This is a genomic window from Bradyrhizobium sp. 6(2017) (assembly GCF_011058295.2).
Taxonomy (GTDB): Bacteria; Pseudomonadota; Alphaproteobacteria; order Rhizobiales; family Xanthobacteraceae; genus Bradyrhizobium; species Bradyrhizobium septentrionale.
Window position 1 is genome coordinate 2,946,430 of record NZ_CP049289.2, and the last position, 22,486, is coordinate 2,968,915.

Consider the following 22,486-nt stretch of genomic DNA (forward strand, 5'->3'; position numbering starts at 1 on the left):
GTTCATATTACCGCGAATAAACTTCATTTCAGTTGAGCGATCGACTGATCGACTTCATGTCTCTCCGAGGTCGCGCAACCGGGAGCTGGCAAGGATTTGACATGGGAATTGTTCGCTTCGCGCTGAGATTTCCACATACCTTCTATGTGGTGGCGGCCCTGATCCTGTTTCTCGGCGGTGCCGCGCTGTGGTCGATGCCGACCGACATCTTTCCGGAAATTCGCATTCCGGTGGTGACTGTCATCTGGCAGTACACCGGCCTTTCCACGCCCGAGATGGAACAGCGCGTCAGCACCTATAGCCAGTACTCCATCAGTGCCAACGTCAATGGAATCAAGAACATGGAATCACAGACCCTCAACGGTCTGTCGGTCCAGAAGATCTATTTCCAGCCGGACGTCAATCTCGACCTCGCCATCGCGCAGATCGTCTCGGCGACAAATTCCATTCGCGCGTTGATGCCGCCGGGCATCCAGCCGCCGATCGTCGTTCAGTTCAACGCCTCGAGCGTTCCGGTGCTTCAGCTCAGCCTGAATTCCGACAGTCTCAACGAGCAGCAGCTCTATGACTTTGGTATCTATCGCGTTCGCCAGCAGCTTGCTCCGGTTCCCGGCGTCACGCTGCCGACGCCCGCCGGCGGCAAGTACCGCCAGATCATGGTGGATATCGATCCTGACAAGCTGCTGTCCCGCGGCTTGACACCGCTCGATATCGTGAACGCGGTCAATACCCAGAATCTGACGCTTCCGTCGGGGACGGTCAAGATGGGAGGCACTCAGTACACGGTGCGCACCAATGCGACGCCGGCGACCATCGACGATCTCAACAAGATGCCGGTCAAGTTTACCAACGGTGCGACCATCCTGTTGAGCGACGTAGCGCAGGTGCGTGACGGATCGATGGTGCAGCAGAACATCGTTCGCGAGGATGGTCACCGCGCGGTTTTGCTCAGCATCATCAAGAACGGAAATGCGTCGACTCTGGCGGTCGTCAACGGGGTGAAGAAGGCGTTGACGTCCATTCGCGCCGCGGCTCCGGCCGGGCTCAAGATCACCGAGCTGTTCGACCAGTCGGTGTTCGTGACGAACTCGGTCAACGGCGTGCTTCGGGAAGGTGCCATCGCGGCGGGGTTGACCGCGATGATGATCCTGCTGTTCCTGGGGTCCTGGCGGTCGACCCTGGTGGTGATGATCTCTATCCCGCTGGCGATCCTGTCGTCGCTCGTCGTGCTCTATTTCCTCGGCGAGACCTTGAACACGATGACTCTGGGCGGTCTCGCCCTGGCGGTCGGCATACTGGTCGATGATTCGACGGTTACGATCGAGAATACCCATCGACTGTGGACGGAGGAGGGTATGCCGCTCGCGGACGCGACCTTGCATGGCGCGGCCGAGATCGCCGTCCCCACGCTGGTTTCGACCCTTGCCATCAGTTGCGTGTTTACTTCGGTGGTGTTTCTGGAGGGGCCCGCGAAGTATCTCTTTACCCCGCTGGGTCTTGCCGTCGTTTTTGCGATGCTGGCGTCCTATGGGCTGTCCCGAACCCTGACGCCGATCACGATCGGACTTCTGCTGAAGGGCGAGCGCCGGCATGGTCACGGTGAAGGCTCTACCGGCATGTTCTCGCGCATGTCTGGAGCCTTCGATCGCGGCTTCGAGCGGCTGCGTGGCGGCTACGCGCAGCTGCTGGCACTGTTGCTTCGACGTCGCGCCATCGTGCCCGCCGTTGCGGTCCTGATCCTCGGCCTCGGCGCGGTGATGCTGACCCTCGTCGGCAGGGACTTCTTTCCGCTGATCGACGGCGGCCAGATCCAGCTTCACGTGCGTGCGCCTGCGGGCACACGTATCGAAAGCACCGAGGCGATCTTCCAGAAGGTCGAGGACAAGATCCGCGAGGTCATTCCGGAGAATGAGCGCTCGCTGATCGTTGACAATATCGGGCTGCCGGCACGGGCTTACAACCTGGCCTTTGCCGATGGCTCGACAATCGGCGTCAACGACGGCGTCATCCTGGTCTCGCTCAAGGACGGCCACAAGCCGACCGCGGACTATATCAAGAGGTTGCGTCGGGTATTGCCGGCGGCGTTCCCCGAGGACACTTTCTATTTCCAGGCGGCCGATATCGTCACGCAGATCCTGAACTTCGGGCTGCCGGCGCAGATCGATGTCCGGACCGTCGGCTATGGCGCCAACAATCTGGCTGTCGCCAAGCAACTGCAGAAGCGTCTTGCTGCCATTCCGGGCATCGTTGATGCCCATCTCCAGCAGGAAATCGACGGTCCGGCGTTCTTTACGGATATCGACCGGACCCGGGCCGCCCAGCTCGGCCTGAACGCCAGCACGGTGGCGACCAACATCAACGTGAGCCTCAGCTCTTCCGTGCAGGTGTCGCCGAACTTCTGGACCGATTTGAGCGCGGGCATTCCGTACTATCTCGCCGTGCAGACGCCGGAATACCGGATCAATTCGCTGAATGCGCTTGCCAACACGCCCGTCTCGACGTCGATTGCGGCGAGCGGCCAGACGGTGCCGGGCATGCTCAGCAACATCGCGACGTTCAAGCGCGATACCGTGCCGACCAATGCCAACCAGAGCAACGTCCAGCCGGTCTATGAGGTCTATGCCAGCGTGCAGGGCCGCGACCTCGGCAGCGTGGCGGGGGAGATCGGCAAGGTCACCGCCGACCTGCAAAAGCAATTGAAGCCCGGCAATTCCATTCAGGTGCTTGGCCAGATCCAGAGCATGAACGATTCGTTTCGGGATCTCGGCATCGGCCTGCTGTTCGCGGCGGTGTTCGTCTATCTCCTGATGGTCGTGAACTATCAGAACTTCGGCGATCCCTTTGTGGTGATCCTGGCGCTCCCGGCGACACTCTGCGGGATCGTGACAATGCTGTTTGTCACCGGAACGACGCTCAACGTCCCCTCGCTGATGGGCGCGATCATGTCGGTCGGCGTTGCTTCGGCAAACTCCATCTTGCTGGTGACTTTCGCGCGCGAGCAGCAACTGAAGGGGCATTCGGCGTTTGAGGCCGCATTGAGCGCCGGCCACACCCGCATCCGCCCGGTGCTGATGACGGCAGCTGCGATGATCGTCGGCATGATCCCGATGGCGATGGGCGGCGCCGGCGAGGAGCAGAATGCGGCACTCGCGCGCGCCGTCATCGGCGGATTGTTGTTCGCCACGCCCACGACCCTGCTCATCGTTCCTTACCTGTTTGCCATGCTGCGCAAGGGCAACGACGGAAAGCCACACCATGGCGTGTTCGAGGAATTGCCGACATGACAGAGATTGATGTACGACCGCACGAGAACTTCGGGGACCTTGAGGCTCCGGGCACCGCGACGGGCCCAGTCTTGAGGACCGAGGGTAAACCTGAACGCAGATCCGGAACAGCCATCTTCGGGGCAACCGTGCTGCTGTTGCTTGTTGGTGGGCTTGGTGCCGGCGGCTGGCGCCATTACGAGGCCGAACGCGAGGTCGCCGCGACGGCGGCGCAGGCGCGCACGTTTGTGCCGGATGTTCGCGTCGCGAGCGTTCGTGCCAGCGACGGCACGGAGAAGGTCACATTGCCGGCGACGACGGCTGCTTTCGAGGCCGCAAACATCTTCGCCCGGACCAGCGGCTATGTCGAAAAGCGCTATGTCGATATCGGCGATCGGGTCAAGGCGGGCGCGCTGCTCGCCGAGATCGTCGCGCCCGAGCTCGATCACCAGATCGCGCAGGCCCAAGCCACTCTGGCGCAGAGCCAGGGAAACCTGCAGCAGACCCAGGCGAGCCGCGAGCTCGCGGAGGTCACCAACGGGCGCGACAGCAATCTGGTCAAGCAGGGTTGGCTCACCGCGCAACAGGGCGACAATGACCGCCTCACGCTGCGTGCGCAGCAGGCCGCGGAGCAAGCGGCGAAGTCGAATATCGCGGCCCAGCAGGCCCAGATCAAGGTTCTGGAGCAGGACAAGGCCTATCAGCGCGTCGTGGCTCCGTTCGACGGTGTGATCACCCAGCGCAACATCGACAACGGCAGTCTCGTGCAATCGGGATCGACCTTCATGTTCACGTTGATGCACGCGGATGTCATCCGCACGCAGGTATTCGTACCCCAGGACAAGGCTTTCGGCGTGGAGCCGGGGGTCGATGCTGTCATCCGGGTTCCGGAGATCCCGGGGCGGGCGTTTCCGGGAAAGGTCACACGCATCGCGACGGCGCTGCAGCCCGGCAGCCGTACATTGCTGACCGAGATCGACGTGCCCAACTCGGACGGCGCGCTTCAGCCGGGGATCTATTGCACCGTCGAGCTGCTGATTCCGCGCAAGACGCCGTCGATGATCATTCCGGCCGACGCCGTCGTCTTCGACGAGAACGGTCTGCATGTCGCGGTCGTGGAGGACGGCGCAGTTCATTTGCACAAGATTTCGATCGCGCGCGATTTCGGCAAGGATGTCGAAGTGCACGATGGCGTCAAGCCAGGCGATCAAGTCATTCTCAATCCAATGGTGAACCTGGCCGAAGGAAGCAGGGTTACGGTGCGCGGGCCGCAGACGAGCTGAATTGCCGTTGGCGATCGACGGCCGCGATGCGCGAAGCCAGCGCTCAAGAGGGGTCTCCGGATCAGACGTCCACCATTTTTCGATTCTGATCCGGGTCCTCTCTGGAAGTTGGCGCCCGCCAGCGCATATCCCGAGGCGCCGGCCGGTGATCGGCAGACTCCTCCACGAGGTGTGCGCGAAAATCGATATCCCGGCAGGAAAGCTCAGCTCAGCAACCAGAAGGCGGTGATGTGCCCGGCGTGGCCGAAGCGCCGTTGGGGTTGGAAGAAAACATCGACGCCGGATTGGCGAGGTTCATCGAAACGGCTTCGGTGCACGCAGGCGTGTTCGGCGTAGGCATCACGCTCGGCGCGGGACTTATGCTGGTGTTGGTCGTGTCGGGATCGGCCATCGGCGATTGAATGGTGCCGGGCGGCGGCGCTGGCGGAATATCGGGAGTGGAGACGGGCAACGCCGCGGCATTGATCTCCGTGTTGCCTGGTGCGGCCGTGCAGGAGCTCCCCGGCGTGGAGCTGCCGAGGGCGGACGGCGGCGCGATCGTGCCGGTCGTACTGCCCGTGATCGGACCCACGATGGTGACGGGCATGGCCGTCGCCAAGGTCAGCGGCAGGCCTGTACTCATCATGGATGGTGTCGATCCCGGCATGCCGGTGATGCTGCCCATCGTGCTCATCGCAGTCGGGCTTATGGGAGTGTTGGTGTTTGTGGAGGTAACGCTCATGACGGAAGGCGAAAGCTCCACCTCGGTGGGCGAGCAACTGATGCTGGTTCCGGGAAGCGTTGGATCTTGTGCCAACGGAGGTGAGGCCAAGGTGGTTGCCGGCGCTCCGGGAACGGTCGCGGCGGAGAAAAGACTCGAAAATGGACTCGGTCCCGCCAGGGCCGAGGAAACGATCGCGCCAGGCGTCGTCGGAATTCCCATGGCGGTCGTGCCCATGGTCGAGACCTGCGCGAAACAGCTGTTGCCGCTCAGCACGAGTGCAGCCGTCGCACAGAGAAGTGCACGCATTGGAGGCTCCGACGTTGGTTGGCAGTTGCAACAGGAGGTAAGCGGTGAGATCGGCGGCCTCAATTCACGTTCGGCTGACAATCGCCTTCGCGGATCTTGGTCAAACGCCCCGATCCGGCACGCGAGCTGCCACGTCATTGGCGCCCAAAGTTCGCGCGAAAGGCGGAGTGCGCTGCGGGTCGCAGCAGCACTCCGTATGCCTGTCCGGGCGTCCGCTTAGTGATGCCGCATCCCGAGATGGACGCTTTTGCCGACGAACACAGGTGCTGCGCCACCGGGGTACTCGAGGCCCATCCGGCCCGCCGGCGTCAAGGCGCCACCATTGAGCGCATCCCGGTTCGGGTACATCGCCGAGAAAGCGGCGGGCTCCTGGTCTGCGAAGGACCATGATGCAAAGGCTGATGGACTTGTTGCCGTCAGGATCAGCGCCGCACCAATCAAGGTCTTGAAGATAGTCATATCTGTTCTCCGTTGTGTTGTTCGTGCGGAGAATCTGCGACTGGCGATCTCTGCTGCTCTGGCGGTAGCGCTTCCCGATGAACTGTTCTGTACACGGTCATGTAGGTGTTGCCGGGCGTTGACGAGGATCACTCCTGCGAGAACTGTCGACGCCGGACTCTGTATTCTTTGTCATGATCGCTCTCGCGATCGTGCGTGGCCCGCGCGCATGTGGCGCCCAAATTCGAGTTCAGATCACCGCAGCATCTGGAGCAGCAATCATGAAGCTGATATCCCTTCTTTTTTTCGCCCTCTGTCTCATCCTTTCCGGCACCGAGGCTTTCGCCCGCGGCGGTATGGGGGGTATGGGGTCGCATATGTCGATGGGTAGCGGGCTCGGCATGGGTGGCGCGCTCGGCACGAGCGCCGCGACGCCAGGAACGAACTCGTTGGGCACGGCCCTTCCTTCGTCCGGTGTCGGCGGCCATGCCATGAAGGGGCCGCCGCTTGGCACCAACCCCGCCATCGACCAGGAGGATGCACAGCTTCAGAAGATGATCGAGAGTTCGATCTGTCGCGGATGTTGAGCCTGTCCACGAATGACGATACCCGCATTTCTGATCCTGCTGGCGTGCCAACTCGCCGGCAACCTGCTGTGCCAGGCGCTTGCGCTTCCCGTACCGGGACCCGTGATCGGGATGTCAATCCTCACCGTGGTCCTGGTGTTCAGGGCGGGAAAGACGACCAGCAAGTCGCCGACAGTCGACGGCCTCGAACACACTGCCGAGACGCTGGTCCGTAACATGGGACTTCTGTTTGTGCCGGCCGGCGTCGGTATCATCACGGAGATCGGAGCATTGCGGCTGCAATGGTTGCCGATCGCTGCGGGTTTGATCGGATCGACACTGTTGAGCCTTGCGGTCACCGGATGGGTCATGCATTGGAGTATCCGCCGGCGCGCGGCGAACCGGTCGGCGGTCGTCCTGCAGGCCTCGGAGAGAAGCTGAGCGAAAGCCTCGTCTGCCATGAGCGCTATTCAACATCTCTGGACTTCGCTCGGCGCGATGCAGGTATTCTGGCTCGCCGTGACGCTGGGGGCTTACATGCTCGGCAACGCGCTGCAGCGTGCGTGTGGCGGCTCGGCGCTCGCAAGTCCAGTGCTTGCGGCTATCATCCTCGTGGCTATCGTCGTGGTGAGCGGGACGGATTACAAGGTCTACGCAGCGCAGACCCAGTTCATGAGCTTTCTCCTTGGACCGGCGACTGTCGCGTTGGCCGTTCCGCTCGCGCGGAGCGTCCGGCTGGTCAGGGAGAACCTGCTCGGAGTCGGGTTGGCGGTGCTCGCCGGCTCGGTTACCTCGATCGGCTCCGGCATAGGTCTGGTGTGGCTGTTCGGAGGCTCCCGCATGATTGCCCTTTCCATGGCGCCGAAGGCGGCCACCACGCCAATCGCGGTCGCAGTCTCCAGCCAGATCGGCGGCGTTCCGGCGCTGACGGCTGCGCTCGCGATCCTTGGCGGCATTCTGGCGGCGGCTCTCGGTCGGAAGATGCTGACCATGCTGAAGATCGACGATTGGCGCGCCCATGGTCTGGCTGCCGGAATTGCCGGGAGCGGCATTGCCGCTGCAGAGGTGGCTGCCCGCAGTGAGCTTGGCGCCGCGTTCGCAGCACTGGGCATCGGGCTCAATGGTCTCATCATTGGGTTCATTGCGCCTGCGCTCGTCCAGCTCTGGAAGTAACAGGGACGAGAGAGCGGGAGCATGTCGCCAACGTGAACCGCCGAGCGGCCCGTGCGGGTTGGGAGCGCGTACGACATGCACTACTTGATGAGAGGGCAGGGGATGGAGCACGTCGATGCGTTTTCTCTTCTCTTTGGCCTTTGTGATCGCGATGTCCGGCCATGTGAGCGCGGGCACCCTGCATGGCAGGTACAACCAGCACCGGTTGACCGCGCATCATGGACAAGCGGTGCCGTCGGGTGCCTTCACACGTGGGCAACCCCGAATCGCCGTTCCCGGCTGGACCGATGAAGACACCGAGCGTTGGCTCGACAACGCCAGCTCGTCCTGGTCGCAGGCCTAGCGACGCGACCCTTCTCGCGCGCTCGAGATAGTCCGAAGCGTACGACCGCGGCCCGGCGATTGGCGCTAGGTCTTGCCCTTGGTCTTGACGAGGTAGTCGACGATTGCAGGCACATCGCTCTCATCAACAGGAGCTTTGTAGGCCTTGATCATCTTGCCGACCTCGGACTCCCAGGCCGCTTTTGGCAAGGGAGGCTGGTTCAGCACCATGTCTGCCGAGTGGCAGGCCAGGCAGTTGTTGTTGATCGCATCCGCGTCCGAGCCGCCGGGAAACATTTGGTCGCCCGAAGGAAGCTCAACGGTCGTCGATGTGATCGCGGGGGCTTGTTGAACCCACGCGGGGGTGGACGTCAGCAGGGCTGCGGACAATACGCCGACGATGATAGCTGCGTGTCGCATCGTGCTGCTCTTAGGTCGTCGTGATGTGAACCGGCTCGATGACGTCGCGCATGAAGCCGCTGTTGTTCCAGTTGGGCTCTGCCGGTTGAACATCGCCCGCCAGATTCGTGCAGCGCGCCATGAGAGAATGACGGCCCGTCGCCAGCGGCGGGAGATTGGTCTGCCAGCGGCGGAAGCTGTACTTGCCATGGTCCTCGCCCAGCGTCGCGGGTTGCCAGGTCTTGCCGTCATCGACGGAATACTCGACCTTGGCGACACCTGTGTCGCCGCCGAAGGCAATTCCCCGGATCTCGGCGCTTGCTCCCGACGGCAGTGACGCGCCGTCCGCGATGTTGGTGATGAACGATCGCGGCGTCATGCGGCTGATCGGGACCATCTTCACGCCGGTCTGGCCGGGTGTGACGTTGGCGTGCGGGGTATCTGGGATGGTATAGGCGGTGGCCATCCAGTAATTGTCGTCCGGGCGATCAAGCACTTCGATATCGCTCAGCATCTTGACCCAGTACGTCGAGTACCACCCCGGCACGATCAGACGCAGTGGGAAGCCGTTCAGCAGCGGCAGCTGCTCGCCGTTCATGGCAAAGGCGATCATGACCTCGCCGTCACGGGCGTGGTCGATGTCGAGCGACTTCTTGATGTCTGGCGCCTCGGGCACCACGGGTTCATCCAGTCCCTTAAAGCGGACCTGGATACCTCCCGATTTGACGCCCGCGCGATCCAGCACGTCCTTGAGCCGCACGCCGGTCCATCGTGCATTGCCCATCGCTCCATGCGCCCATTGCGCGCCGGGAACACGGGGCGCAAAAAAGCCTCGCGAATTGCCCGAACATTGATTGACCGCGGCAAGCTCCACCCGGGGCATCTTGAGCAGGTCGTCGATGGACAAGGACAGCACCTGATTGACGTGCCCGCGCACAGTGAGCCTGAAGGTGCTTGCATCGACCGAGGTGGGGATCACGGCCCAGTGCCAACGCACATAGAACCGGTCGTTCGGGGTGAATACGCCCCGATCGAACACCTCCATCGGCGTCTCCAGCAGTGGCGGTCGCGTGCGCTGCAGGATCATGTCCCGTTTCTGCGGGAATTCGTGCGTCATGGGCCGTTCCCGCGGTTCCCCGGCAAGCGGCAGCCGGATCGACTGATCGGCCCAGGCCGACGAGCTGGCAAGCGTGATGCCTGCAATTCCCATGGTGCGGAGCAGGGCACGGCGAGACAGAGCCTGAGTACGTGCATCGCTTTGATGATGTGTCATCGATAGCTCCTTTTCGGGATGGGTTGACCCGCTCTGCCCTGCCACTTATCCGAGGATCAGGTCGGCGAAGGGGGCGTCGGCATGGATTCGTGGTTGCTGCGCACGAGCGTTCGGAACTCGCACGTTCACACCGGGAAAGAGTTGCTCGGCGTGCACGGCGTCCCGGATGTGCGGGACATGCGTAGCGTTAGTGGCGGCCAGTGCGGCCGGCGCACCCAGCGTGCAAGCGGCGATGGCCAGCGAAGCAATAGCGAGAAGAGAGTGGCGGGATCGAAGCATTGTAGGTCTCCTTTGATTGCGCTCTGGCAAGCTGCGATTTTCAATGTGCTTGCCATGTCCCGAAGCGTAGAGCCTGGCTCCGTCGTGGTCTAACGCGATTGTCAGGTCATTCTGATCGTCTGCGGCGATTGAAACGCGCGAGCCCGGTACGCCAATCACCTCCTCGGCATATCTAGGGGGCAGCGCCAGTCGCAATGCTGGACATCAGTGCGGCTTCTGCCTTGCTCACGTGCCGCTCCTTGTGACGGAGGACGTAGAACGAACGCTTTGCCAACTCACTGTCCAGTTTGACCAGCCGCTTTGCCGCGACGGCCTTCTCGACGACCAGATCGGAAATTGCCGCGGCGCAGCGGCCCGTTTCAACCGCAGTTCGAATCGCCTCGTTCGACGCCAGTTCGAGTTGGACGGTCAGATCGGAAAGGCGTATCCCGCGTTTCTTCAACGCCCGCTCGAACATTGCACGTGTTCCGGAGCCGGGTTCGCGAAGGATCCATGGCGTCTTGCTCATCCAATCAGGCGGCAGCTTTCGCTGCTCCGCCAGCGGGTGCTGTGCGCCCACCACCGCGACCAGCGAATCGCTATCGATGCGACGCGCGGACAATGCGGGGTCGTCGATGTCGCCCTCGATGAAACCGACATCGGCCATGCCTTCGCGAACATCGGTTGCGACCTGCTCGGTATTGGCGATCCTCACGTCGATCTTGATACCGGGATGGACCGCCTGAAATGCGAGCAGCCTTGCAGGCAGCCAATAGCTGCCGACCGTCTGGCTCGCGGCAATCGTCAACTGTCCGGCCTTGAGCCCGGCAAAATCCCTCAGAACCTGCTCGGCGTCGTGGGCACGCGCCAGCACCGCCCGCGCCTCGGAAAGGAATGTGCGGCCCTCATGCGTGAGGACGATGCCCCGGCCGACCCGATCGAACAATTTGACGCCATAACGCGCTTCGAGCGCGGCGATTGCCGCGCTCGTAGCCGATTGGGTGAGGTTCAGTTCGCGGGCAGCCTTCGTCACGTGCTGCTTGTCGGCGACTGCGGCGAAGACCCGGAGCTGTTCGAGCGTCATTGAGCAGATCATCCCATGAGCTTGATGACCACAAGACTGAAGCTGGCGATGAAGAGGAAGGCCAGCGCGCCCAATATAGCCGGACGCAGGCCTGCAGCGTAGAGTTTCGACACGTCGGTCTCGAGGCCCATGGCGGCGAGCGCGATGGTAAGGAGGAATGTCGCCAGGGAGATCATCGCGCTCTTGGCGCCGCCCGGGATGGTGATGACGCTGTTGACGGCGACCACCGCGACGAAGCCGAGCGCGAACCAGGGGAGCGGCGGCTTCGCGGACTGTTCGCGAGTGCGCTGCACCGTGAACCGGGTCACGAGGCTCAGGGTCAGCACGACGGGTGCGAGAAGCAGGACGCGGGCGAGCTTGGAAACCGTTCCGATCTCGCCGGCGCGCTGGCTGTTCTGGAAGGAAGCGGCAGCCACTTGTGCAATCTCATGGATCGATGCGCCGCTCCAGATGTCGTAGGCGTGGCTGTCGAGATGCAGAAGCCGGGGCAGCAATGGATAGACAAACATGGCGATCGAGCCGAAGATCGTCACGCAGGCGATCGCGTAGGCGACGTCCTCGTCGGACGCCTCGGTGACGCTGTTGGTGGCGACCACGGCCGAGGCGCCGCAGATCGAGGTGCCCGCGGCGATCAGTTCGGTCAGCTTTCGCTCGACGCCCAGGGCGCGGCCTGCTGCAAGCGTGAAGACGAACGTGGCAACGAGTGTGCCGGCAACAATGAAGAGTCCCTTTGCCCCCACGGCTGCAAGCTGAGTCAGCGTGATCTGGAATCCCAGCAGGACGATCGCGAACCGAAGCAGACGGCGCATGCTGAAAGCGATTCCAGGGCGGACGGAAGATGGTGTGCCGACCAGATTGCGCACCGCAATTCCGATCGCGATGGCCAGGATCATGGGGCTGAATGTCGCGATCTGCGGAATGCCGCGCATCAGGTTGGCGCCGAAAGCGATGATCGTGGCCAGGGCGATGCCGGGGACGATCGTAAGGGCGGGCCTTAGATGCGGCAGGAGGGTGTCACGTAGGGAAGACTTGGCGGAGAAGTTGCTGGAGTCTGTCGTCATGGTCATTGGCGTGTCTCCTGGGTTGCGCCAATTGTGGTTCGCGACGACAAATCGATCCAACAGATTTATTTATACATTCTGATCGATCAAACCGATTGTTTCTGCTGCAGGACCGGACCGCATTCGTCTGACTGGCGCCGCAAAACGTGCGCGGCGCCTGGCGATCGTCTGGCCGAGCCCCAACAATACGTATGCCGTGACATACCGGCCGCGCGCGGATCGTGGTCTTCAGGCGACCAAGTGCCGGCTCAAACCCTGCCATCGCGGCGTGACTGAATTCGCGCCGGTCAGCAATCATGCGCGAGCCGCGCGATCCCTAACGAGAGTTTTAGTTGTGACGGGTTGATGGTCTCCCAACTTCAAAGTGTACACACAACCAAGGAGACGATCATGACGACCACAGCATCCGCATCTACGTTAGCGATGGATCACGAGGATTGGATCAGCTGCTCTCACTGGGGCATGTTTCCGGTGCCACGAAAGACGCGCTGAGGCCTTCCCGGTTCCGGTGAGCGCGGACTGCGGTACCTCATCGGCTCGAAGCGCGCCAGCAGCGCGTTGCCTTGCCCGGCCAGCGTCTTGGCGCGGCGCCGGCCTCACCGGCTATCGGGCGCTACTCAGCTCTCGTATCGAACCCATCGAGCCGCTCTGACAAAACGGATCTCGTCGCGTCGACGATCATCCGTACGGCGGCGGCGCATGCAACCTACACAACTCCAACCATCCGGCTTGTCCGTCGGCCGCGCTTGAATGTTTGGCGCGTTGTTTGGCGAAAGCTGCTGCCTTCGCATCGGCGATGGTCGTCGCGATGCGTGCTCAACTTCGTTGCGCTTGCCGCGAACGAATCTCGGTGCAAGCAGCCGAATTTGGCGGCCGGACGATTCTCGCGCTTATCCCGTCCCGATCGACGGAAGGCTCGCAGCGGATCGAGCAGCAAGCCCATCCCAGCGAAGACATTCCTGTCCAAGCCGCGCATCGGCGATCGGATCATAGTCGCGCTCACCTGACCGGTTCGTGGTCGGGCCACAATGCAGGTGCGATATGCCAAAAGCCGCTACGAGCCCATCCGCGAACGTCACAGTGCCGCGTCTGTTCGTGCTCGAACTGAATGCCGGATGCATTCACACCATGAATACGGATGGCTCCGATCGCAAGACCCTCGTGACCGGCTGCCACCTCCCGGACGGCATCGTCGTCGATGCCGAAGCCGGTCATATCTACTGGACCAACATGGGCATCCCCAACCTGAATGACGGGACCATCGAACGCGCCGACCTCGACGGCAAGAACCGCAAGACCATCATCGCGCAGGGAGCCACTCACACTCCCAAGCAGATCATTCTCGATAGCAGCGTCGGCAAGCTCTACTGGTGCGACCGCGAGGGAATGCGCGTCATGCGTTGCAATCTCGATGGTTCGCAGCTCGAGACGCTGATCGAGGCCGGGCGAGGCGAATCCGATGGCCGGGATCAGACGCGATGGTGCGTCGGACTGACGATCGATCCGAAATTCGGACATCTCTACTGGACGCAAAAAGGGCCTGACAATGCCGGGCTCGGCCGCATCTTCCGGGCCAATGTCGAAATTCCCGCAGGCCAGACCGCAGCCAACAGGTCCGACATCGAGATCTTCTACGACGGCCTGCCGGAGCCGATCGATCTCGAACTCGACCACGAGAACCGCGTCCTCTACTGGACCGACCGCGGCGATCCTCCACGCGGCAACACCGTGAACCGCGCGTCGATCGACAACAAGCCGGCCGAGCCGGAGATCGTGGTGACCCATCTCATGGAAGGGATCGGCATCGCACTCGATGTTCGGAACGACCGCATGTTCGTCACCGATTTTGCCGGCTCGATCTACTCCGCACGGCTTGATGGATCCGGCGAGCGAAATGTCCTCTTCGCTCAGGGCAACCTTACCGGCATCGCCTACGCCGAAATCTAACGAATCGATCGGAGATATGACATGACCGACACCAAACCCATTCGCCGTATCGCAATCATCGGCACCGGCGTGATCGGCGCAAGCTGGTCTGCGCTGTATCTTGCCAAGGGATTGCAGGTGGTCGCGACCGACGTCGCGCCGAACGCGGAAGCCGCGCTGCGCAAGTTCGTGGAGACTGCATGGCCGGCGCTCGAGCGACTGGGCCTGTCACCCGGAGCCTCACAGTCGAACCTGAAGTTTACGGCCGCGCTGGCGCAGGCGGTCGACGGGGTCGATCTCGTTCAAGAGAACGGGCCCGAGCGGATCGATTTCAAGCAGAAGCTGTACGGGCAGCTCGACGAATTGCTGAAGCCCGATGTGATCATCGCATCGAGTTCGTCGGGGCTCACCATGAGCGAAATCCAGAAGGGCGCAGCGGCCCATCCGGAGCGTTGTGTGATCGCTCACCCGTTCAATCCGCCGCATCTGATCCCGCTGGTGGAGATCGTCGGCGGGGCCAGGACCTCGGAAGCGACGATCCGGCGCGTTGATGAATTCTACACCTCGATCGGGCAGCGGACGGTGCGCGTCAACAAGGAGATGCCAGGGCATGTCGCCAACCGTCTGCAGGCGGCGCTAAGCCGCGAGGTTTACTACCTTGTCGCCGAGGGGGTGGTGAGCGCCGCCGACGTCGACACCGCCCTGAGCTGGGGCCCGGGCCTGCGCTGGGGCGTCATGGGCGGCATGATGCTCAACCATCTCGGCGGCGGTCCGGGCGGCATCGAGCACTTCTTCCAGCAATTCACCGGCCCGATGACGGCCTGGTGGAAGACCCTCGGCTCGCCGGTGCTGACACCGGAGGTGCAGAAGAAGCTCATCGACAGCGTCCATGCCGAGGCCGGATCACGCAGCATCGCGGAGCTGGAAGCGGAGCGCGACGAAGTCCTGCTCGGCCTGATTGAGCTGCGCAACAAGGTTGCCAGGAAAAGGTGAACCCCGGCGCACCTGCCGAGATCGATCAGCCATTCGACGTTTTCACAATACGCCGGCCGTCCGGCCGCAGCATCAGGAGTTCAACATGAGCACAGCCCCCGCCTCAGGCAAGGCCGCAGCGAAACCGGTCCCCGTACCCGATGGCGACTTTTATCAGCTGGTGGAGCATCTCACGCCGGAGGAGAAGGCGATCGTCGCAAAGGTGCGGGCCTACATGCAGACCAAGGTCCAGCCGATCATCAACAAATACTGGTCGGATGACGCCTTTCCGTTCGAACTGCTGCCGTCGTTCAAGGAGCTCGGCATCGGCGGTCTCGGTTTTGAGGGCTACGGCTGCGCCGGCGGCAGCCAGAAGCTGTTCGGTTTCGTCGCGATGGAGATCGCACGCGTCGACGCGTCGATCTGCACGTTCTGGGGCGTCCACAATGGCCTCGCGATGGGTTCGATCTATCTCGACGGCTCGGAGGAACAGAAGCAGAAATGGCTGCCGCAGATGGCGCGTTACGAGAAGATCGGGTGCTTCGGGCTGACCGAGCCGCTGGTCGGTTCGGGAACGAGCGGTGGTCTGACCACGACCGCCAAGCGTGAAGGCGATACCTGGATCCTCAACGGACAGAAGCGCTGGATCGGCAACGCACCATGGTGCGACCTTTCGATCATCTGGGCGCGCGATCTCGCTGACAACCAGGTGAAGGGATTCATCGTCGAGAACAAGTCGACGCCGGGCTTCAGCGTCGAGAAGATCGAGCACAAGATCGCGCTCAAGGTGGTTCAGAACGGCCAGATCACCCTCAAGGATGTTCGGGTGTCTGAAGCCAACCGTCTGCAGAGCGGCAATTCGTTCCGCGACACCGCGCGTGTGCTGCGGATGACGCGTTACATGGTGGGCTGGGCATCGACCGGCATCCAGATGGGCGCATTCGAGGCAACCCTCAAATACGCCCAGGAGCGACTGCAATTCGGCAAGCCAATCGCGTCGTTCCAGATGGTCCAGGACCTGCTCGCCAAGATGCTTGCCAATCTGACCGCGTGTCAGTGCCTGATGCTCCGCTTGGCGCAACTCGATGACGAAGGCAAGCTCGGCGACCATCATGCGGCGCTGGCGAAGGCATTCTGCACGGCGAAATCGCGCGAGACGGTCTCATGGGGCCGTGAGGTTCTGGGCGGCAACGGCATCGTCGCCGACTACAATGTCGCGCGCTTCTTCGCCGATGCCGAAGCGCTCTACTCCTATGAAGGCACGTATCAGATGCAGAATCTGATCGTCGGCAAGGCCATCACCGGCCACGGCGCCTTCCTGTGACGCCGCAGCGGTGCCGGCGCATTGCCGCCGGCCGCCACACCCAGGAGATATGACCATGGTTTCGGGAACTGCATCGCCCAATCCTTCGCAGGCTTTGACGCTTGCGAATGTCCAATACGAGAAGAAGGGGTCGATCGCCTATGTAACGGTCAATCGGCCCAAAGTGCTCAACGCACTCAACACGCCGACCTGGACTGATTTGCAGTCCGCATTCAGCGAAGCAAAGGCCGACGCATCCGTGCGCGGCGTGATCCTCACGGGGGCCGGGGACAAGGCCTTCATCGCCGGTGCCGACATCAGCGAACTCGCGCATGTCGACGCCTACGACGCCGAGGAATCGAGCCGGTTCGGGCAGGGTGTGCTCGACCTGATCGAGAATCTCGGCAAGCCGGTGATCGCAGCGGTCAACGGCTTTGCGCTCGGCGGCGGCTGCGAGACCGCGATGGCTTGCACGATGAGAATTGCGGCAGAGCACGCCAAATTCGGGCAGCCGGAAGTCAAGTTGGGCCTGCTGCCGGGCGGCGGCGGAACGCAGCGGCTGCCGCGCCTGGTGGGCAAGGGTCGTGCATTGCAGCTGATCCTCACGGGCGAAACGATCACCGCGCAGGAGGCCTATCGCATCGGCCTCGTCAACGAAGTCGTGCCTGCGGCGGACCTGATCGCGCGGGCGGAGACGATCCTGAACCAGATCGCGGCCAACGCGCCGATTGCCGTGAAGTTCTCGCTGGAGGCCGCCAACAAGGGGATGGAGACCAGCCAAAGCGAAGGCCTGGTGCTCGAAGCGTCCTTCTTCGGCATTTGCGCCGCCACTGCAGACAAGAAGGAAGGCACCGCTGCCTTCCTCGAGAAACGCCCGCCGCAGTTTCACGGTCGGTGAAGCAGCCCTCGCACACAGCGATTAGGAAACACAGCCATGGCAAGCGACAACATCTTCTCCGGACTCAAGGTCGTCGATCTGGCGAGCTTCATCGCGGGCCCCAGTGCCGCGGTGATCCTGTCGGATTTCGGCGCCGACGTCATCAAGGTCGAGCCGCCGAGCGGCGAGCTGTGGCGGCACGCCAACCACATGCCGCCGCAGCCGGTCGCCGAGGATCCCTATCCCTGGCACCTCGCCAATCGCAACAAGCGGGGCATCGCCCTCGATCTGAAGTCGCCGAGCGCCCATCAGGTTCTCGAGAAGCTGGTCAAATGGGCCGACGTTCTCATCGTCAACACGCCGCATCCGGCGCGCAAGAAGTTGAAACTCGAATATGAAGATGTGGTGGGGTGGAACCCGCGATTGATCTACGCGGACCTCACGGGTTTCGGCGACAAGGGGCCGGATGCGAACCTTCCCGGCTTTGACATCACCTCGTACTGGGCACGTAGCGGATTGCTGTCGATGACGCGCGATGCCGGTGCGCCGCCGACCTGGCCGGTGGCCGGCAGCGGCGACAATGCCACTGCCGTCGGGCTGTACTCGGCGATCGTCACGGCCCTGTATCGTCGTGAGCGCACCGGCGAGGGGGCGCATGTCACGACGTCGCTGCTCGCCGAGGGCGTCTGGTCGGCCAGCGTCTCGATCCAGGCCGCGCTGTGCGATGCAAAATTCTTCGGACTGCACGATCGCAAGAATCCTGCGAATGCGGCCATGAACGTCTATCGCGCCAAGGACGACACCTGGTTCGTGCTCATTGTCACGCCCGACAAGCTGGCCGCCGTCGCCAAGGCCATCGGCCGCCCCGATCTGCTGACCGATCCGCGCTTCTCCGATCCGGCCAAGCTGACGGCGAACATGCCGCAGCTCACGGCAATCCTCGACGAGACCTTCTGTGCCCAACCGATGGCACGTTGGTACGAGGTGTTCAACGGCGTGCACGTGACGTTCGGCGCGGTGCGTGGACCGCAAGAGGTGATCAACGATCCCCAGCTCCAGGCGAACGACATCATCGTTCCGCTCAGCGGTGCCGGCGGCAAGCTGACGTCCACCATCAGCAGCCCGCTTCAGGTGCATGGCGTCGCCAAGGTGCCGGCGAAACGTGCCCCCAACATCGGCGAGCACAACGATGAGGTCCTCCAGCAACTCGGATTCAGCGCCGCCGAAATCGCCGGTTTGCATGAGAGCGGGGCCGTTCCGAAGGCGAAGTGACACGAGACGACCCGGGCGGGCGGCGCGCGCCGCTCCGCCTGCAATCAAATTCACCGGCATCAGGACGTCGACAATGGATGATATCGTTACCGAACATGGCGGAGGCATCCTGCGCATCCAGTTGAACCGCCCGACCAAGCGGAATGCGATGACGTCGGCGATGTACCTGGCGCTTGCAAGCATGTTCAGCGAGGCGGCCGGTGACGACAGCACGCGTGCGGTCCTGTGGCACGGCGCGGGAGATTCGTTCTGCGCCGGCAACGACATCGAGGATTTCCTCAAGAATCCGCCGGGGCCGGGGGAATCACCGCAGTCCGCGCTGATGGATGCGTTGGTCAAGTTCGACAAGCCGGTGGTCGCGGCGGTCCATGGCGCCGCGATCGGCGGCGGCACCACCATGCTGACGCACTGCGACTTCATCTACGCGGGCGAGAGTACGCACTTCCAGATGCCTTTCATCAATCTGGCCGTCGTGCCGGAATTCGGGTCGAGCTACTCCGTGCCGGCGCGGATCGGCCACCTCCGTGCGGCGGAGCTGATCTTGATGGGCGCGCCGTTCGACGCCCGGCGTGCGGTGGAATTGGGTCTGGCGACCGCGGTCGTCTCCGACAAGGATGTGTTGACGAGGGCGGTTGAGACGGCCGGGAAGTTGGCGGCGAAGCCGGCGAGCGCCCTGCAAGCCAGCAAGAGGCTCATGAAGCAGCCGTTCCGCGAGCAGATCAAAGCCGCGATGCAAGCCGAGAACGCCGAGTTCAGCGCGCAGGTTCGCTCCGACGACGCAAAAGAGGCGTTCACAGCCTTCCTGGAGAAGCGCAAGCCTGACTTCACGCGGACGACCAAATCTTCAGCGAAAGCATAGGCGCGAGCCAGCTTCGGTTCGGTCCAGGACCTGGAATCAAGACCTGACATCAGGACCCGGACATCAAGATCTGGACATGGAGAATGACCGTGAATCCGATGAATGTGAGCGTGTTGGTCGGAAGCCTGCGCAAGGCGTCACTCAACAGGATGCTGGCCAACGAGCTGATCTCGCTCGCGCCATCCTCAATGCGGCTCGAGGTCGTCGAGATCGGCCATCTGCCTTTCTATAATGAGGACCTTGAGCGGGTGATTGACCCGCCGCCGGCGGAATGGACTACGTTCCGCGGGTGCATCAAGGTCGCGGATGCGGTACTGTTCGTCACGCCTGAATACAACCGATCGGTGCCGGCCGCCCTGAAGAATGCACTGGATGTCGGATCGCGGCCGTATGGACGCAGCGTGTGGGACCGCAAACCTGCCGCGATCGTCAGCAGCTCGCCCGGCGCGATCGGGGGGTTCGGCGCCAATCATCATCTCAGGCAGTCGCTGGTGTTCCTGAACGTGCCCACCATGCAGCAGCCCGAGGCCTATCTCGGCCATGCCGACAAGCTGTTTGATGAACATGGCAAGCTGGCCGGTGACGGCATCCACAAACTCCTGCAGGGATTCATGCAGGCGTTCGCGAATTGGGTCGAGACGATCCGGTCTCATGACCGACAAATCGCGGGCTAACGGTCAAAAATGGACCGGTTGCAGTCCCTCGAATTCGTCGTGGCATGCGTCGCTGAAGCCTCGTAACAGATCGATCGAACCGTCGATGGCCATCTGACGCAGCTCGACGAAGCTCTTGTCCGGCTCCAGATAGGTGTCCAGGATCTTCCGGGCGACAGCTTCGGCCTGGTGGACCACCTGCTTCGAGGACAACGCCCGCATCCTGCTCAGCTTCGCGTAGAGACCGACCAGGCTGGCGATATCGGCCTCACCGTGCTGGAGCGCATCGATGTAGCACTTGGAGGCTTCATCGATAAAATCCCTGTAAAGGAGCTGCCGGCGGGTCGTCTCATGCAGAATCCACTGAGCGCGGACCTGGCTCCGGTGATTCAGCCAGTTGGCAATTCCGCTCGTCAGGCCGCCAACCGCCGCTCCGGTCAGGGCGGCGAGGGCGGAGATAATGGAAGCGTCCACAGGTGCAATCCTGAATTTGCCGCGGAATCCTGCGGTAATGACCACCGGCCGTGGTCACTGTTACGGCGCGGACGGCCGTGTTCCCTCGGAAATCAACCGTGAGCTCCGCTGTCCGGACAGATAGGACCACAGCCATTGCGTCTGGACGCGGAAGCGGTTCTGGAGTTGCGGCAGGGCAAGCACATGCAGCGCCGCCCAAACCAGCCAGGTCAAAAACCCGCTGCTGCGCAAATGGCCGGACTCGAGGATGGCGAAATTCTTGCCGACCACGGCCATATTGCCTTTGTCGCGGTAGCGAAACGGCCGACCGTCCTCGTGTCCCCTGACCCGATTGGCGATCACACGCCCGACAAATCGTCCCTGCTGAATGGCAGCTTGCGCCACGCCGGGCACGGGATGGCCGTCCTGGCTCATCGTGGCTGCATCTCCAGCGACAAACACGTTGGGCGCTTCGGGGATATCCATGAAGGCGCCAACGAATGCGCGCCCGGCGCGGTCTGTCTGGGTCCCGAGCATCTTCATCACCGGCGAGGCGCTGACCCCTGCGGTCCAAAGCACGGTGGCGCTGGCAATCCGAACCCCGCCCGCGATCACGCCCTGATCGTCGACCTTCTCGACCTTGACGCCGGTTGAAACTTCCACTCCGAGCTTGGCCAGACGCTTCGCTGCCTTTTGTGACAGCGACTCGGCAAAGGTCGGAAGGATGCGGGCGCCGCCATCGAGCAGCAGAATTCGGCTCTTGGCTGGGTCGATCCTGCGGAAGTTGTTGCGTAGAGTCACCGAGGCCAGTTGAGCAATCGAAGCGGCAAGCTCGACGCCGGTCGGGCCAGCGCCCACCAATACAAAGGTCATTTGGCGAGCGCGTTCCTTCGGGTCGTCGGTCGTCTCAGCCAATTCAAACGCACTCAGGATCTTGGTTCGGATCGTTTCAGCGTCGTTAAGGCTCTTGAGGCCTGGCGCAAACCGCGCAAACTCATCATGACCGAAATAGCTCGGACGCATTCCGGTCGCGATCACCAGGAAGTCGTACTCGAGCTTTCGACTGCCGATCTCGGGGCAAACGGCCTCGATGGTGCGAGCTCCCAGGTTGATGCCCTTGACCTCGGCCAGCATGACGCTGAGATTCTTCTGCTTCGCCTCGAGCTGCCGGATCGGCGCCGCGATCTCGGATGACGACAGGACAGCGGTGGCGACCTGGTACAACAGCGGCTGGAAGATGTGGTGGTTGCGGCGGTCGATCAGCGTGATGTCGACATCAGCTCGCTTCAGGGCGCGCGCCGCCGCGATACCTGCGAAGCCACCGCCGACGATCAGGACACGTTTTTTGCCCGGGACCGCTTTTGTCGAAAGCTGCGTTTCCGGCGGGAACGATTTGGTCAGAACTGTAGTCATGGATGTACCGACGCTCTCGAGGGGCAGGTCCGATCACATCGGGTACCGCGGAGCCACCAGCTATTCTTGGACGGCGCTGCGGCGCATTGAACGGCCGTGCCTCATCATACCGAGGGCAGGAAGCGCTCATACAACATGCGTGGGAGGATCAGCCCAAACGTCATCGCCATGACGATCAGAAATGCCGTGGTGCCGCTTGCAACGATGCCTGTCAGCAGAGCGGGCGGCGCGCTCGGCCCGATCGAGAGCAATTCGACAAGGCCTGTCGCAGCGTTGAACAGGAAAAAGCCCGGCATCAATGAGACAACGGCGGAGAAGGCGAGAGCCGCGAAGGGCAGATGCCGGCGATCGGCGACCGGCGTCGTAAGGATGCCGACGAGCGTGCAGGCGACGAGCGCGCCGGCTGGCGCGCTTCCTCCGGCGACGGAGATCACCGCCCAGCGTGCTGCGTGCGCCAGCATGCCGACGGCGATGGGGAATGGCAGCAGACGCCACGGCATCGAGAAGAACGTGCCGAAGGAAGCGACGGCGCATCCTGCCGCAATCACATCGATGGCCAGGGGTATGGGCGGGGACGATCCGGCTATCGACAGGTTTGCGCCGACGGCCATGAATCCGAACAGGCCACCG

At 62.6% G+C, this 22,486-nt stretch carries 24 protein-coding genes; 15 read left to right on the forward strand and 9 right to left on the reverse strand.

All coding sequences use genetic code 11. The features are described 5' to 3' along the window. Positions 1-101 precede the first annotated feature (101 nt). The 4 genes from G6P99_RS13935 (at position 102) to G6P99_RS13950 (ending at position 5,775) form a co-directional block, all read left to right on the forward strand. The gene (locus tag G6P99_RS13935) at positions 102-3,284 is read left to right on the forward strand and encodes an efflux RND transporter permease subunit (protein WP_165128530.1); all 3,183 of its coding nucleotides are present in this window, start codon (positions 102-104) and stop codon (positions 3,282-3,284) included. After that, positions 3,281-4,546: an efflux RND transporter periplasmic adaptor subunit gene (locus G6P99_RS13940; protein ID WP_165128532.1), complete on the forward strand. Its 1,266-nt coding sequence runs from the start codon at positions 3,281-3,283 to the stop codon at positions 4,544-4,546. Before G6P99_RS13935 ends, G6P99_RS13940 begins: the two co-directional genes overlap by 4 nt. Before the next feature lie 239 nt (positions 4,547-4,785). Further along, a complete protein-coding gene (locus G6P99_RS13945) occupies positions 4,786-4,947 on the forward strand; it encodes a hypothetical protein (protein ID WP_156928358.1) in 162 nt (53 codons plus the stop codon). 36 nt (positions 4,948-4,983) lie between these two features. After that, a complete protein-coding gene (locus tag G6P99_RS13950) occupies positions 4,984-5,775 on the forward strand; it encodes a hypothetical protein (protein ID WP_165128534.1) in 792 nt (263 codons plus the stop codon). Here the strand turns inward: G6P99_RS13950 and G6P99_RS13955 are convergent. Continuing rightward, positions 5,772-6,014: a hypothetical protein gene (locus G6P99_RS13955; RefSeq protein ID WP_165128536.1), complete on the reverse strand. Its 243-nt coding sequence runs from the start codon at positions 6,012-6,014 to the stop codon at positions 5,772-5,774. The genes G6P99_RS13950 and G6P99_RS13955 overlap by 4 nt on opposite strands. Positions 6,015-6,274: 260 nt before the next feature. On the opposite strand from G6P99_RS13955, the gene G6P99_RS13960 reads away from it, so the two are divergent. The 4 genes from G6P99_RS13960 (at position 6,275) to G6P99_RS13975 (ending at position 8,075) form a co-directional block, all read left to right on the forward strand. Further along, positions 6,275-6,580 (forward strand): hypothetical protein, encoded by a 306-nt coding sequence (locus G6P99_RS13960; RefSeq protein WP_029078347.1) that lies wholly within the window; start codon positions 6,275-6,277, stop codon positions 6,578-6,580. A gap of 12 nt (positions 6,581-6,592) precedes the next feature. Beyond that, positions 6,593-7,000 carry a CidA/LrgA family protein gene (locus tag G6P99_RS13965; protein ID WP_205751498.1) on the forward strand — a complete coding sequence of 136 codons (408 nt, stop codon included), beginning with the start codon at positions 6,593-6,595 and terminating at the stop codon, positions 6,998-7,000. 18 nt (positions 7,001-7,018) lie between these two features. Beyond that, positions 7,019-7,732 carry an LrgB family protein gene (locus tag G6P99_RS13970; protein WP_165128538.1) on the forward strand — a complete coding sequence of 238 codons (714 nt, stop codon included), beginning with the start codon at positions 7,019-7,021 and terminating at the stop codon, positions 7,730-7,732. Between the two features lie 115 nt (positions 7,733-7,847). After that, positions 7,848-8,075 carry a hypothetical protein gene (locus tag G6P99_RS13975; RefSeq protein ID WP_156928356.1) on the forward strand — a complete coding sequence of 76 codons (228 nt, stop codon included), beginning with the start codon at positions 7,848-7,850 and terminating at the stop codon, positions 8,073-8,075. A 65-nt stretch (positions 8,076-8,140) separates the two neighbouring features. Here the strand turns inward: G6P99_RS13975 and G6P99_RS13980 are convergent, their stop codons facing one another. The 5 genes from G6P99_RS13980 to G6P99_RS14000 all read right to left on the reverse strand — a co-directional run bounded on the left by G6P99_RS13980 (position 8,141) and on the right by G6P99_RS14000 (position 12,134). Beyond that, entirely contained in the window at positions 8,141-8,473 is a 333-nt protein-coding gene (locus G6P99_RS13980; RefSeq protein WP_165128540.1) for a cytochrome c, read from the reverse strand. Positions 8,474-8,483: 10 nt separating this feature from the next. Continuing rightward, the gene (locus G6P99_RS13985; protein WP_165128542.1) at positions 8,484-9,725 is read right to left on the reverse strand and encodes a molybdopterin-dependent oxidoreductase; all 1,242 of its coding nucleotides are present in this window, start codon (positions 9,723-9,725) and stop codon (positions 8,484-8,486) included. 45 nt (positions 9,726-9,770) lie between these two features. Then, on the reverse strand, positions 9,771-10,004 hold the full coding sequence (locus G6P99_RS13990; protein WP_156928355.1) for a hypothetical protein: 234 nt from the start codon (positions 10,002-10,004) through the stop codon (positions 9,771-9,773). Between the two features lie 172 nt (positions 10,005-10,176). Then, positions 10,177-11,067, reverse strand: coding sequence for a LysR family transcriptional regulator (locus G6P99_RS13995; RefSeq protein ID WP_029078341.1), 891 nt, complete (start codon positions 11,065-11,067; stop codon positions 10,177-10,179). A gap of 8 nt (positions 11,068-11,075) precedes the next feature. Continuing rightward, positions 11,076-12,134, reverse strand: coding sequence for a YeiH family protein (locus G6P99_RS14000; RefSeq protein WP_165129377.1), 1,059 nt, complete (start codon positions 12,132-12,134; stop codon positions 11,076-11,078). A 1,035-nt stretch (positions 12,135-13,169) separates the two neighbouring features. On the opposite strand from G6P99_RS14000, the gene G6P99_RS14005 reads away from it, so the two are divergent. From G6P99_RS14005 to G6P99_RS14035, 7 genes are all read left to right on the forward strand, one after another. Next, positions 13,170-14,075 carry a 3-hydroxyacyl-CoA dehydrogenase gene (locus G6P99_RS14005; protein ID WP_165128544.1) on the forward strand — a complete coding sequence of 302 codons (906 nt, stop codon included), beginning with the start codon at positions 13,170-13,172 and terminating at the stop codon, positions 14,073-14,075. A 21-nt stretch (positions 14,076-14,096) separates the two neighbouring features. Further along, complete coding sequence (locus G6P99_RS14010) at positions 14,097-15,047, forward strand: 3-hydroxyacyl-CoA dehydrogenase NAD-binding domain-containing protein (RefSeq protein ID WP_165128546.1); 951 nt, start codon at positions 14,097-14,099, stop codon at positions 15,045-15,047. 85 nt (positions 15,048-15,132) lie between these two features. Continuing rightward, positions 15,133-16,350 (forward strand): acyl-CoA dehydrogenase family protein, encoded by a 1,218-nt coding sequence (locus G6P99_RS14015; RefSeq protein ID WP_165128555.1) that lies wholly within the window; start codon positions 15,133-15,135, stop codon positions 16,348-16,350. 55 nt (positions 16,351-16,405) lie between these two features. After that, positions 16,406-17,227 (forward strand): enoyl-CoA hydratase-related protein, encoded by an 822-nt coding sequence (locus G6P99_RS14020; RefSeq protein ID WP_165128557.1) that lies wholly within the window; start codon positions 16,406-16,408, stop codon positions 17,225-17,227. A 36-nt stretch (positions 17,228-17,263) separates the two neighbouring features. Beyond that, the gene (locus G6P99_RS14025) at positions 17,264-18,478 is read left to right on the forward strand and encodes a CaiB/BaiF CoA transferase family protein (RefSeq protein ID WP_165128559.1); all 1,215 of its coding nucleotides are present in this window, start codon (positions 17,264-17,266) and stop codon (positions 18,476-18,478) included. A 73-nt stretch (positions 18,479-18,551) separates the two neighbouring features. Then, entirely contained in the window at positions 18,552-19,337 is a 786-nt protein-coding gene (locus tag G6P99_RS14030) for an enoyl-CoA hydratase (RefSeq protein ID WP_165128561.1), read from the forward strand. A gap of 83 nt (positions 19,338-19,420) precedes the next feature. After that, positions 19,421-20,011, forward strand: coding sequence for an NADPH-dependent FMN reductase (locus tag G6P99_RS14035; RefSeq protein WP_165128563.1), 591 nt, complete (start codon positions 19,421-19,423; stop codon positions 20,009-20,011). 3 nt (positions 20,012-20,014) lie between these two features. Here the strand turns inward: G6P99_RS14035 and G6P99_RS14040 are convergent, their stop codons facing one another. The 3 genes from G6P99_RS14040 to G6P99_RS14050 form a co-directional block, all read right to left on the reverse strand. Then, a complete protein-coding gene (locus G6P99_RS14040) occupies positions 20,015-20,464 on the reverse strand; it encodes a hypothetical protein (protein WP_165128565.1) in 450 nt (149 codons plus the stop codon). A 60-nt stretch (positions 20,465-20,524) separates the two neighbouring features. Next, the gene (locus G6P99_RS14045; RefSeq protein ID WP_414645593.1) at positions 20,525-21,844 is read right to left on the reverse strand and encodes an NAD(P)/FAD-dependent oxidoreductase; all 1,320 of its coding nucleotides are present in this window, start codon (positions 21,842-21,844) and stop codon (positions 20,525-20,527) included. 116 nt (positions 21,845-21,960) lie between these two features. Further along, entirely contained in the window at positions 21,961-22,467 is a 507-nt protein-coding gene (locus G6P99_RS14050) for a threonine/serine exporter family protein (protein ID WP_414645594.1), read from the reverse strand. Positions 22,468-22,486: the final 19 nt, after the last annotated feature.